The sequence below is a fragment of the Cellulosimicrobium cellulans genome, from assembly GCF_001722485.1.
Lineage (GTDB): Bacteria > Actinomycetota > Actinomycetes > Actinomycetales > Cellulomonadaceae > Cellulosimicrobium > Cellulosimicrobium cellulans_A.
In genome coordinates this window covers 1-11,901 of sequence record NZ_LWGL01000101.1, presented here as the reverse complement: position 1 = coordinate 11,901, position 11,901 = coordinate 1, and the positions used below count along the sequence as shown (strand labels likewise).

Here is an 11,901-nt window from a genome sequence, read left to right as displayed (position 1 = left end):
GCCGCGTCACGTGGAGCCGGCGTCCGCGACGCAGGACTCCGCCGGCACGGAGCGCCCGGCCGCCGAGCGTCCCGTCGCCGAGCGCCCGGCCGAGCCGGCCGTCCCTGCGCCGGAGACCGCCGCGGAGGCCCCGGCCGAGGCCGCGCTCTCCGGCGAGGACCGTGCCGCGGTCGAGGAGATCGAGCTCATCGAGTCGGAGCTCGTCGCCGAGGGCGTGGAGCTCCCGGACGACGCCTTCGGGCCCGAGGACTTCGTGGACCTCGAGGACGACGCGCAGGAGGTCGCGGCCGAGACGGACGAGGCCGACTCCGCGCCGCGTCGTCGGCGCCGCCGTGGCGGCCGCGGCCGGCGTGGCCGGTCCGACGCCCCGCGCGAGGCCGGCGACGCCGAGGGCGACACGGCCGTACCGGCCGACGAGCCGACGGAGGCGGAGCCCGAGTCCGAGGGTGAGCCCGCCGAGGCCGAGGCGTCCGAGAGCGATTTCGAGGACGAGTCCGGCACGAGCCGTCGTCGCCGTCGCCGCCGTCGCGGCGGGCGTGGCGAGAACGGCGAGGGCTCTACCCGCACCCGCTCGCGCGACCGCAGCCTCGCGGACGAGGTGACGGCGCTCAAGGGGTCCACGCGCCTCGAGGCGAAGCGCCAGCGCCGCCGCGAGGGCCGCGACGCCGGCCGTCGTCGCCAGATCATCACCGAGGCGGAGTTCCTCGCGCGCCGCGAGTCGGTCGAGCGCTCGATGGTCGTGCGCGAGAAGGACGGCCGCACGCAGATCGCCGTGCTCGAGGACGGCGTGCTCGTCGAGCACTACGTCTCGCAGCAGTCGCAGGCGTCGATGGCGGGCAACGTCTACCTCGGCCGCGTGCAGAACGTGCTGCCGAGCATGGAGGCCGCGTTCATCGACGTCGGCAAGGGCCGCAACGCCGTGCTCTACGCGGGCGAGGTCAACTGGGACGCGGCCGGGCTCGAGGGCCAGCCGCGCCGCATCGAGCAGGCGCTCAAGTCCGGCGACTCCGTGCTCGTCCAGGTCACCAAGGACCCGATCGGGCACAAGGGTGCGCGCCTGACGTCGCAGATCACGCTGGCCGGGCGCTACCTCGTGTTCGTCCCGGGCGGCGGCATGACCGGCATCAGCCGCAAGCTGCCCGACACCGAGCGCAACCGCCTCAAGAAGATCCTCAAGGAGGTCGTGCCCGACGGCGCGGGCGTCATCGTGCGCACCGCGGCCGAGGGTGCGAGCGAGGAGGAGCTGCGCGCCGACGTCGAGCGCCTGCGCGGGCAGTGGGAGGCCATCGAGAAGAAGGCGAAGAGCGCGTCGGCGCCCGCGCTGCTGCAGGGCGAGCCGGACCTCGCGATCCGCGTCGTGCGGGACATCTTCAACGACGACTTCAGCTCGCTCGTGGTCCAGGGCGAGTCCGCGTGGGGCGAGATCTCCACGTACGTCGAGGAGCTCGCTCCGGACCTGCGCGAGCGCGTCTCGCGCTGGACGAGCGAGCAGGACGTCTTCACGGTGCACCGCGTCGACGAGCAGCTCGCGAAGGGCATGGACCGCAAGGTCTGGCTGCCGTCGGGCGGCTCGCTGGTCATCGACCGCACCGAGGCGATGACGGTCGTGGACGTCAACACCGGCAAGTTCACCGGCTCGGGTGGCACGCTCGAGGAGACCGTCACGCGCAACAACCTCGAGGCGGCCGAGGAGATCGTCCGTCAGCTCCGGCTGCGCGACATCGGCGGCATCATCGTCATCGACTTCATCGACATGGTGCTCGAGTCCAACCGCGACCTCGTGCTGCGCCGTCTGGTCGAGTGCCTCGGCCGCGACCGCACGAAGCACCAGGTCGCCGAGGTCACGTCGCTCGGCCTCGTGCAGATGACGCGCAAGCGCGTGGGCCAGGGGCTCGTCGAGGCGTTCAGCGAGACGTGCGAGCACTGCCACGGCCGCGGCTTCGTCGTGCACACCGAGCCCGTCGAGCGCTCGAACGGCAACGGCAACGGCAACGGCGGCGGCTCGTCGGACGACGCGGGCGAGGGCAAGTCGCGCTCGCGCCGCAAGCGCGGCGGGTCCGGCTCCGGCGGCACGGCCACGGGCGCGAAGGAGCCGGCAGTCACGCTGCCGCACCCCGGCGTCCCCGTGCTGCCCGAGGTCTCGTCGCAGGCCCGCGAGGCGGTCAAGGCGACGCTCGCCACGATCGCCGCGGCCGCCGCGCACGCCCACGAGCACGACCACGCCGAGGGCTCCGAGGCCGCGCAGGCCCCGGAGGTCGCGGACGCGGTCGTCCCCGCGCCGGACGAGGCGCCGGCGGGCGAGAGCGCGCCCCTGGCGACGGACGCCGCCGACGAGGCACCGGAGTCCCAGGCACCCACGACCGACGCACCCACGACCGAGGCGCCCGCGACCGAGGCGCCCGCGACCGAGGCGCCCGCGACCGAGGCGCCCGCGACCGAGGCGCCCGCGACCGAGGCACCCGCGACCGAGGTCGCGTCGGCGGTCGAGGAGAGCGGCACGGACTGACCGCGGACCGCGCGCGGCTCCGCAGGGAGCCGCGCGTGGTCGTGCCGTGGTGACGCGTCGGCGTCCGGTCCGCGGACACGACGGAGTCGGCCCGCTACCGTTCGTCCGTGACTGTCGCGTATCCCGGCCCGGCTCAGCCGGCTCCTTTCCTCGTGTCGATCGGCAACATCCACTCGACGCAGCACCACGTCGTGACCCCGAGCGGCACGTGGCCCGTCGCCGAGGTCGACGTCGTGACCACCGACCAGACGCACGTGACGACGCACACGCCCGCGTGGGCGATCGTCCTCGTCGTGCTCTTCGTCTGGGCCTTCCTCCTCAGTCTTCTCTTCCTCCTCGCCAAGGAGACCCGGGTCTCGGGCCACGTCGCCGTCATGGTTCGTTCCCGGAACGGCCAGTCGTACGTGGAGAACGTGCCGGTGCACAGCGCGCAGCACCGTGGCGACGTGTACGACCGGGTCACGTACCTCCAGTCGCTCATCGGGCAGGAACGTCGTCGTCTCGGCGTCTGACGCCGCCACCGACGGGCAGCGCACGACGGGGGCGCGTCGTCGTCCCGTCACCCGCACCTGGCATGATGCGGGCCATGGGTTACGACCTCACCGGCCGTCTCGTCGTCGGCGTCGCCGCGTCCGCTCTGTTCGACCTCGAGGACTCCGACCGCGTGCTGCGGTCCGAGGGCGAGGCCGCGTACCGCGCGTACCAGGAGGAGCACCTGGACGACGCGCTCGCCCCGGGCGTCGCCGCCGGGACGGTGCGGCGACTCCTCGCCCTCAACGACCTGGCGCCGTCCGCGGACGACCCGCTGGTCGAGGTCGTCGTCCTCTCGCGCCGGTCGCCGGAGACGGGTCTGCGCGTCATGCGCTCGATCCGGCACCACGAGCTCGCGATCACGCGCGCGGTCTTCCGCCAGGGGCGCGCGCCGCAGGAGCTCGTCCGGCCGCTGCACGTCGACCTCTTCCTGACGGCCGACGAGGCGTCGGTCCGCGAGACGGTGCACCGCGGGCTGCCCGCCGGGCACGTGCTCGACCCCGCGTCGGCGGACGAGCCCGGCGGCGAGCTGCGGGTCGTCTTCGACCTCGACGGCGCGCTCGAGGACGGCACGGGCGAGCGGCGGGTCCCGGGCGGCGGCGCGCTGCGCGGGCTGCTCGCCGGCCTGCGCCGCGTCCAGGACGCCGAGCGGCACCGTCGCGACGCCGACCCGGCGTACGAGGCACGCGTGCAGGTTGCGCTCGTCACGGGCCGTTCCGCTCCGGCGCACGAGCGGGCGGTGGCGACGCTCCGGTCGTGGGGCGTGGCGCTCGACGACGCGTTCTTCCTCGGCGGGGTCGACCCGTCGGACGTGCTCGAGATGCTGCGCCCGCACGTCGTCGTCGGAGAGCGGCGCACGCCCACCGCGTCCGGCCGCGGCGCCGTGCCCGCGGTGCACGTGCCGTTCGGCGCCCCGGTGAGCGCGCCCGCACCGTCGAGCGGCGCGACGGCGCAGGTGGCCGAGCGCCCGGCGCCCCAGCGGCCTGGCCCCCCGCGGCTGGTCGAGCCCGTGGCCGAGACGACGACCGGGACCGTGGCCGAGGCGGCCGCCGCCCGCCCGGCGACGACCGTGGCGCGTGCCACGACGTCCACCGCGCTCGTCGTCCCCGAGAACCCCGCCCGGCCGACCGGGACGCGTGAGCTGCCGGTCCTCACGCGCGTGCCCGAGCTCACGGTCCTGGCCCCCGGCGCCGGCGGTGCACCGGAGGACTCGCGCCGCGGCCGGCGCGCAGGGCTCGGCACGGGCGACGGCGGCCCGGTCGAGCGGCTTGAGCCGAAGCCGCTCCCGGTGCGCCAGTCCTCGTCGCTGGCTCGCCACCACTGACGGCCACCGTGCCTGCCGGGTCGCCTGCCGGGTCGTCCGCCGACGCGCGGTCCACGCCGTCCGCCCGGCCCGGGCGCGTGGAGGTCGTGTGCGGCCCGATGTTCGCGGGCAAGACGGAGGAGCTGCTGCGGCGCGTCCGGCGGGCGGAGGTCGCCGGACGCCGGGTGCTCGTCGTCGGGCACGAGCTGGACACGCGCCGGGGGACCGGTGTCGTCAGCTCGCACTCGGGTCTGTCGGTGCCGTCGCGCACCGTCGCGGGCGCGGACGAGCTCGAGGAGATCGTCGGCCGCGACGGGCCGTGGGACCTCGTCGCCGTGGACGAGGCGCACTTCTTCGGCCCGGGACTCGTGGACGTGGTGCAGCGCCTCGCCGACGCGGGCGCGGTGGTGGTCGCCGCCGGGCTCGACGTCACGTTCGACGCGCGCCCGTTCGAGCCGCTGCCCGGGCTCGCGGCGCTCGCCGAGCGTGTCACGAAGCTCACGGCCGTGTGCGCCGTCTGCGGGGAGGACGCGGCGTTCCACGTGCGCACGGCAGCGACCGGGGCGGCGGGCGACGCGCTCGTCGCGGCGGCGTCGCACGTCGGTGGCGCCGAGGCGTACGAGGCGCGCTGCCGGTCGCACCTCGAGGCGCCGCCGTGGCGGTCGGGGGACGGGCGCCCGGGTCAGCCGGGCGGGTCCTCGACGAGCGGGACGAACGAGTAGGTGCCGTGCTCGCTCGTGCGGAACCCGTCGCCCTCGGGGTCCCGGACGACGAGCGTCATGGCGTGCCGGACGGGCACGACCATCCGTCCGCCCGGCAGCAGCTGGTCGACGAGGGTCCGCGGCAGCTGCTCGGCCGCGGCCGAGACGAGCACGCGGTCGTAACCGCCGTCGGGCCGTCCCAGGACTCCCGCCTCGGCGCGCTCGACCGAGGCCCACGGCATGCCGGCGGCGGCGACGTTCGCCGCCCCCCACACGGCGAGCCGCGCGTCGCGCTCGAGCCCCAGCACCTCGCCGTCGGGACCGACGAGGTGCGCGAGCAGCGCCGTGGTCCATCCGGAGCCCGCCCCGACGTCGAGGACCCGGGCGCCCCGCGGCACCTGCAGCAGGCGCAGCATCGCGGCGACCGTCGAGGGCTGGGAGTTCGTCTGGCCGTGCCCGATCGCGAGGGGCCGGTCCTGGGCGGCCCAGCGCTGCTGGGCGGGCGGCAGGAAGCCCCGCCGGTCGACGGCGCGCATCGCCGCGCCGACGGCGTCCTGGGCACGTTCGGCGTCCGCGGGCACGGTCTCACCTCCTGCCTCGGCCCTCCCAGCCTGGCACGCACGACCTGGCACGCACGACCTGGCACGCACGACCTGGCACGCACGGCCGGCGCAGGGACGCGCGGCGGGCGGTGCGCACCCCGGCATTTGACCTGCTCGCCACCCGTCCGTAGTCTTGAACGTCGGCGCGCTCTGGGCGCGCCGGTCCCGTGTGCCCACGGACGGTTCGCACTCGCACGCTGCGGCGTGGTCGGAGTCCCCAAGACGTTCACGCCGTGACGAGCACGCCAAGACTAGGAGAGATGAGCAGCAACGTGGTGTACGCGATCGTCAAGGCCGGTGGCCGTCAGGAGAAGGTTTCCGTCGGCGACATCGTCGTGGTGGACCGGGTGTCCGCCGGCGTCGGTGACTCCGTCGAGCTGCCCGCTCTCCTGCTGGTGGACGGGGAGAAGGTGACCACCGACGCCGCGAAGCTGGCGAAGGTCAAGGTCACCGCCGAGGTCGTGCGGGACGAGAAGGGTCCGAAGATCACGATCCTGCGGTACAAGAACAAGACCGGTTACCGCCGTCGCCAGGGTCACCGCCAGCAGCTGACCCGCCTCAAGGTCACCGGCATCAAGTGATCTCCCGCGGCGGGAGGTGACGGGCCCCGGGCCCGGCCGAACGCCGCCAGGCACCCTCCCCTTCGCACGAAAGCAGGTTCGTCATGGCACACAAGAAGGGCGCGAGCTCCTCGCGCAACGGTCGCGACTCGAACGCGCAGCGCCTCGGCGTCAAGCGCTTCGGCGGTCAGGTCGTCAAGTCGGGCGAGATCATCGTCCGCCAGCGCGGCACGCACTTCCACCCCGGTGACAACGTCGGCCGCGGTGGCGACGACACGCTGTTCGCCCTGACGGCCGGCGCCGTGCAGTTCGGCACGCGCCGCGGCCGCAAGGTCGTCGACATCGTCGCGGTCGAGGCCTGATCGGCACCGACCCGAACTTCCTGCAGGAGGGGCGCACCGTGGCGGTGCGCCCCTCCTGCTGTTCCACCAGGCGTACCTGCGAGAGGATCTCACCATGGCCACGTTCGTCGACCGCGTCGTGCTGCACGTCTCCGGCGGCAACGGCGGGAACGGCTGCGCCTCGGTGCGCCGCGAGAAGTTCAAGCCCCTCGCCGGGCCCGACGGGGGCAACGGCGGTGACGGCGGGACGGTGCGTCTCGTCGTCGACCCGCAGACCACCACGCTCCTCGAGTACCACCACTCGCCGCACCGCCACGCGCAGTCGGGCACGCAGGGGATGGGTGACGACCGCGACGGCGCCAACGGCGGCGACCTGGTGCTGACCGTCCCCGACGGGACGGTCGTGAAGACCCCGGACGGCGAGGTGCTCGCCGACCTCGTGGGCGCCGGCGCGGAGTACGTCGTGGCGGCCGGCGGGCGCGGTGGGCTGGGCAACGCGGCGCTCGCGTCGCCGCGCCGCAAGGCGCCCGGGTTCGCCCTGCTCGGCGAGCCGGGCGAGGAGCGCGACGTCGTGCTCGAGGTCAAGACGATCGCCGACGTCGCGCTCGTGGGCTACCCGAGCGCCGGCAAGTCGTCGCTCGTCGCCGCGATCTCCGCCGCCAAGCCGAAGATCGCCGACTACCCGTTCACGACGCTCGTGCCGAACCTCGGCGTCGTGCAGGCCGGTGGTGCGCGCTACACCGTTGCGGACGTGCCGGGCCTCATCCCCGGCGCGAGCGAGGGCCGCGGCCTCGGGCTGGAGTTCCTGCGCCACATCGAGCGCACGGCCGTCATCGTGCACGTGCTCGACTGCGCGACGCTCGAGCCCGGCCGCGACCCGATCAGCGACCTCGACGTCCTCGAGGGCGAGCTCGCCGCCTACGCGGGCGACCTCGGCATCGAGGGCGGGCGCGTGCCGCTCATGGAGCGCCCGCGCGTCGTCGTGCTCAACAAGATCGACGTGCCGGAGGCGCGCGAGCTCGCCGAGCTCGTGCGGCCCGACCTGGAGGCGCGCGGCCTGCGCGTCTTCGAGGTCTCGACCGCGAGCCACGAAGGCTTGCGCCAGCTCACCTACGCGCTCGCGGAGCTCGTCGAGAAGGCCCGCGCGGAGGCGCCGGCACCGGAGCCCACGCGCGTCGTGCTGCGCCCGAGGGCCGTCGACGAGACGGGCTTCACCGTGAAGCGCAAGGGCGGCGCGACGGACTACTGGTTCGAGGTGCGCGGCGCCAAGCCGGAGCGCTGGGTGCGTCAGACGGACTTCTCCAACGACGAGGCCGTCGGCTACCTCGCGGACCGGCTCGCGCGGCTCGGGGTCGAGGAGAAGCTCTTCGAGGCGGGCGCGGTCGCGGGCGACGAGGTGCGCATCGGCAGCGACGCGAACGCCGTCGTCTTCGACTGGGAGCCCACGCTCATGACGGGTGCCGAGCTGCTCGGCGGCCCGCGCGGCTCGGACCTGCGCCTCGAGGAGCGCCTACGCCCGACGCGCGCGGAGAAGCGCCGCGAGCACCACGACCGCATGGACGCCAAGGCCGAGGCGCGCCGCGAGCTGTGGACCGAGCGCGAGTCCGGCACGTGGACGGACCCCGACGCGGAGTGACCGGCCGCGATGATGGGGCGGTGAACCTCGAGCCGCTCGGGCTGCCGTCCCGCTCGCAGATCGCCACCGCGCACCGTGTGGTCGTGAAGATCGGCTCGTCGTCGCTCACGGGCGCCGACGGGCACCTCGACCTCGCGGCGCTGCGCGCGCTCGTCGACGTCCTCGCCGCGCGGCGCGCCGCCGGGGGACAGGTCGTGCTCGTCACGTCGGGCGCGATCGCGGCCGGCATCGGGCCGCTCGGCCTCGCCGCCCGGCCGCGCGACCTCGCGACCGCGCAGGCGGCGGCGTCGGTCGGCCAGGGCATGCTCGTCGCCCGGTACACCGAGGCGTTCGCCGCGCACGGCCTGCGGGTGGGCCAGGTGCTGCTCACCGCGGAGGACACGGTGCGCCGCGGGCACTACCGCAACGCGCAGCGCTCGCTCGAGCGCCTGCTCGACCTCGGTGTCGTGCCCGTCGTCAACGAGAACGACGCCGTCGCGACGGACGAGATCCGCTTCGGCGACAACGACCGCCTCGCCGCGCTCGTGTCCCACCTCGTGCGCGCCGACGCGATGGTGCTCCTCACCGACGTCGACGGCCTGTACGACGGTCCGCCGTCGCGGCCCGGGACGCGGCGCATCGCCGAGGTGCGCTCGCCCGCGGACCTGGAGGGGATCGAGGTCACGGGGCGGGGGAGCGCCGTGGGCACGGGCGGCATGCTCACCAAGCTCGAGTCGGTGTCGATCGCGACCGGCACGGGCATCCCCGTCGTGCTGACCAAGGCGTCGAACGCCGCGGCGGCGCTCGCCGGCGAGGAGGTCGGCACGTGGTTCGCCGCCACGGGCCGGCGCACCACGCGCCGCCGGCTGTGGCTCGCGCACGCCGCGCGCACGCGCGGGCGCCTCGTCCTCGACGACGGGGCCGTCCGCGCCGTGCAGGGCGGCCGCGCCTCGCTCCTCCCGGCGGGCATCACCGCGGTCGAGGGCGACTTCGACGCCGGCGACCCCGTGGAGATCGTCGCCGCCGACGGGCGCGTGGTCGCCCGCGGCCTCGTGGCCTTCGAGTCGCGCGACATCCCCGGCCTGCTCGGCCGCACGACGACGGACCTGCGCGACGAGCTCGGCGAGGGCTACGACCGCGAGGTCGTCCACCGCGACGACCTCGTCCTCGTCCGCCGCCGCGCCCGCTGACCCGTCGGGACCGTGTGCCCGGCGTGCGGACGGCGCTGCCGGCGTCCGGCGCGCGGACGTAGGCTCGGGGCATGACCACCACCGAGGAGACGGCCGTCGTGACGGGTGACGGCGAGCAGACCGTCGGGCCGCGCACGACCGACGTCGCAGCGGCGGTCGAGGACGTCGCGCGGCGGGCCAAGACCGCGTCGCGCGCCCTCGCGACGGCGACGCGCGCGACCAAGGACGCGGCGCTGCTGGCGCTCGCGGACGCACTGGTCGCGGCGACGGACGAGATCGTGGCCGCGAACGCCGTCGACCTCGAGCGCGGGCGCGCGAACGGCATGGCGGCCGGACTGCTCGACCGGCTCGCGCTCACGCCCGAGCGCGTCGCCGCGATCGCCGACGCGCTGCGCGAGCTCGCGGGCCTGCCCGACCCCGTCGGGGAGGTGGTGCGCGGGTCGACGCTGCCCAACGGGCTGCGGCTGCGCCAGCTGCGCGTCCCGATGGGCGTCGTCGGGATGATCTACGAGGCCCGGCCCAACGTCACGGTCGACGCCGCCGGGCTCGCGCTCAAGAGCGGCAACGCGGTGATCCTGCGCGGCGGTTCCGCCGCGGCGAGCTCGAACGAGGTGATCGTCGCCGTGCTCGCGCGGGCGCTCGAGGCCCGCGGCCTCCCGGGCGACCTCGTGCAGTCCATCGACGCCCACGGGCGGCCGGGCGCCGTCGCGCTCATGCATGCCCGCGGCCTCGTCGACGTCCTCGTGCCGCGCGGCGGCGCGGACCTCATCCGGACCGTGGTCCGCGAGTCCACGGTGCCGGTCATCGAGACGGGCGTGGGCAACGTGCACGTGTACGTCGACGCGAGCGCGGACCGGGCCATGGCGCTCGAGATCCTGCTCAACGCCAAGACGCAGCGAGTCGGCGTGTGCAACGCCGCCGAGACGCTCCTCGTGCACGCGGACGCGGCGGCCGACTTCCTCCCCGCGGCGCTCGCGGCGCTGGGCGAGGCGGGCGTCGTCGTGCACGGTGACGAGCGGACCGCGGCGCTCGCCCCCGAGGGGCTCGAGGTGCGGCCGGCCACGGACGAGGACTGGGCGACCGAGTACCTCGCGCTCGAGATCGCCGTCCGCGTGGTCGACGACCTCGACGCGGCGATCGAGCACGTGCGCACGTGGTCGTCGGGGCACACGGAGGCGATCGTCACGCGCGACCTGCAGGCGTCCGAGCGGTTCGTCGCCGAGCTCGACTCCGCGGCGATCATGGTCAACGCCTCGACGCGGTTCACCGACGGCGGCCAGCTCGGCCTCGGTGCCGAGATCGGCATCTCGACGCAGAAGCTGCACGCGCGCGGTCCGATGGGCCTCGCGGAGCTCACGACGACGAAGTGGGTCGTGCACGGCGACGGTCACGTCCGGCCCTGACGGGCGGTTCGCCCGGAAGTACCCGGTACCGCGCGGCCCGCGTGCGCGCGCGGCCGTGAGAGACTGGTCGGCGACCGGATCACGTCCGGTCCACCGCAAGCACCGCACACCCGCACCATCCCGGCCGCCGGCCCCGACTCGGGTCCGCGCGGCGGGACGAATCTCGAGGAGGACGTCGTGATCTCAGCCGTCGTGCTGGCCGCCGAGGAAGGCGCCGAGGCCGCGTCGCACCTGCCCATCCCGCCGCTCGCGTACGGGCTGGTCGCGTTCGGCGGCCTCGTGGCGCTCCTGCTCGTGACGTACGCCTTCCGCAGCGTCGGCACGCGCCACTGACCCGGCACGACGGACGGGGCACGCGACCGATGACCGACCGATGACCTCGCGCAGCCCCCGGCTGGGCGTCATGGGCGGGACGTTCGACCCGATCCACCACGGTCACCTCGTCGCCGCGAGCGAGGCCGCGGCGCGGTTCGACCTCGACGAGGTCGTGTTCGTCCCGACGGGCAAGCCGTCGTTCAAGCAGCACCAGTTCGTCAGCGCGGCGGAGCACCGTTACCTCATGACGGTCATCGCGACGGCGTCGAACCCGCGCTTCACCGTGAGCCGCGTGGACGTCGACCGCCCCGGGCTGACGTACACGGTCGACACGCTGCGGGACCTGCGCGAGGCGCGGCCGGACGCCGAGCTCTTCTTCATCTCCGGTGCGGACGCCATCGAGCAGATCCTCACCTGGAAGGATGCCGACGAGCTGTGGAAGATGGCACACTTCGTGGCTGTCTCGCGTCCGGGGCACCACCTCGACGTGGCCGGGCTGCCGCCCGGCGTCGTGACGACGCTCGAGGTCCCGGCGCTCGCCATCTCGTCGACGGACTGCCGTCGGCGCGCGGAGGAGGGCCGACCGGTGTGGTACCTGGTGCCGGACGGCGTGGTCCAGTACATCGCCAAGCACGGTTTGTATCGAGGTCAGCACGATGAGTGACAACGGCAGCAACATGCAGCCCGTCCGCCCGCTCACGCGGAGAGAGATCCGTGAGCGCGAGCAGGCGGCGGCGGCCGAGCGCGCCGCGCAGAGCGGGAGCACGCCGCAGCCGGCGGCGTCCCCGGGCACCCCGGGCGGAGGGTGGAGCCCCGCCGCTCCGGCACGCCCGT

12 protein-coding genes are annotated in these 11,901 nt (G+C 75.0%); 11 read left to right on the top strand and 1 reads right to left on the bottom strand.

What is annotated here, in order from left to right:
* From JZ5iCDA_RS11650 to JZ5iCDA_RS11635, 4 genes are all read left to right on the top strand, one after another.
* The coding region (locus JZ5iCDA_RS11650; RefSeq protein WP_139123081.1) for a ribonuclease E/G at window positions 1-2,506 on the top strand (2,506 nt) is incomplete at its 5' end.
* 107 nt (window positions 2,507-2,613) lie between these two features.
* Window positions 2,614-3,018, top strand: coding sequence for a hypothetical protein (locus JZ5iCDA_RS11645; protein WP_139123080.1), 405 nt, complete (start codon window positions 2,614-2,616; stop codon window positions 3,016-3,018).
* Between the two features lie 74 nt (window positions 3,019-3,092).
* Window positions 3,093-4,361 (top strand): 5'-nucleotidase, encoded by a 1,269-nt coding sequence (locus tag JZ5iCDA_RS11640; RefSeq protein WP_069387327.1) that lies wholly within the window; start codon window positions 3,093-3,095, stop codon window positions 4,359-4,361.
* Between the two features lie 8 nt (window positions 4,362-4,369).
* Window positions 4,370-5,062, top strand: coding sequence for a thymidine kinase (locus JZ5iCDA_RS11635; protein ID WP_436967402.1), 693 nt, complete (start codon window positions 4,370-4,372; stop codon window positions 5,060-5,062).
* Here JZ5iCDA_RS11635 and JZ5iCDA_RS11630 read toward each other — a convergent pair.
* Window positions 5,023-5,577 carry a protein-L-isoaspartate O-methyltransferase family protein gene (locus JZ5iCDA_RS11630; protein WP_069387330.1) on the bottom strand — a complete coding sequence of 185 codons (555 nt, stop codon included), beginning with the start codon at window positions 5,575-5,577 and terminating at the stop codon, window positions 5,023-5,025. The two genes, JZ5iCDA_RS11635 and JZ5iCDA_RS11630, sit on opposite strands and share 40 nt — an antisense overlap.
* A gap of 338 nt (window positions 5,578-5,915) precedes the next feature.
* On the opposite strand from JZ5iCDA_RS11630, the gene rplU reads away from it, so the two are divergent.
* The 7 genes from rplU (at window position 5,916) to nadD (ending at window position 11,731) form a co-directional block, all read left to right on the top strand.
* Window positions 5,916-6,224 (top strand): 50S ribosomal protein L21, encoded by a 309-nt coding sequence (gene rplU / locus JZ5iCDA_RS11625; protein ID WP_216093437.1) that lies wholly within the window; start codon window positions 5,916-5,918, stop codon window positions 6,222-6,224.
* An 83-nt stretch (window positions 6,225-6,307) separates the two neighbouring features.
* The gene (gene rpmA / locus JZ5iCDA_RS11620) at window positions 6,308-6,565 is read left to right on the top strand and encodes a 50S ribosomal protein L27 (protein WP_069387324.1); all 258 of its coding nucleotides are present in this window, start codon (window positions 6,308-6,310) and stop codon (window positions 6,563-6,565) included.
* Between the two features lie 94 nt (window positions 6,566-6,659).
* The gene (gene obgE, locus JZ5iCDA_RS11615) at window positions 6,660-8,180 is read left to right on the top strand and encodes a GTPase ObgE (RefSeq protein WP_069387323.1); all 1,521 of its coding nucleotides are present in this window, start codon (window positions 6,660-6,662) and stop codon (window positions 8,178-8,180) included.
* A 20-nt stretch (window positions 8,181-8,200) separates the two neighbouring features.
* Entirely contained in the window at window positions 8,201-9,349 is a 1,149-nt protein-coding gene (gene proB, locus JZ5iCDA_RS11610) for a glutamate 5-kinase (protein ID WP_069387322.1), read from the top strand.
* A gap of 71 nt (window positions 9,350-9,420) precedes the next feature.
* Window positions 9,421-10,752, top strand: coding sequence for a glutamate-5-semialdehyde dehydrogenase (locus JZ5iCDA_RS11605; RefSeq protein WP_083259941.1), 1,332 nt, complete (start codon window positions 9,421-9,423; stop codon window positions 10,750-10,752).
* A gap of 177 nt (window positions 10,753-10,929) precedes the next feature.
* A complete protein-coding gene (locus JZ5iCDA_RS18910; RefSeq protein WP_171905367.1) occupies window positions 10,930-11,085 on the top strand; it encodes a hypothetical protein in 156 nt (51 codons plus the stop codon).
* 40 nt (window positions 11,086-11,125) lie between these two features.
* Window positions 11,126-11,731 carry a nicotinate-nucleotide adenylyltransferase gene (gene nadD / locus JZ5iCDA_RS11600; RefSeq protein WP_069387321.1) on the top strand — a complete coding sequence of 202 codons (606 nt, stop codon included), beginning with the start codon at window positions 11,126-11,128 and terminating at the stop codon, window positions 11,729-11,731.
* Window positions 11,732-11,901: the final 170 nt, after the last annotated feature.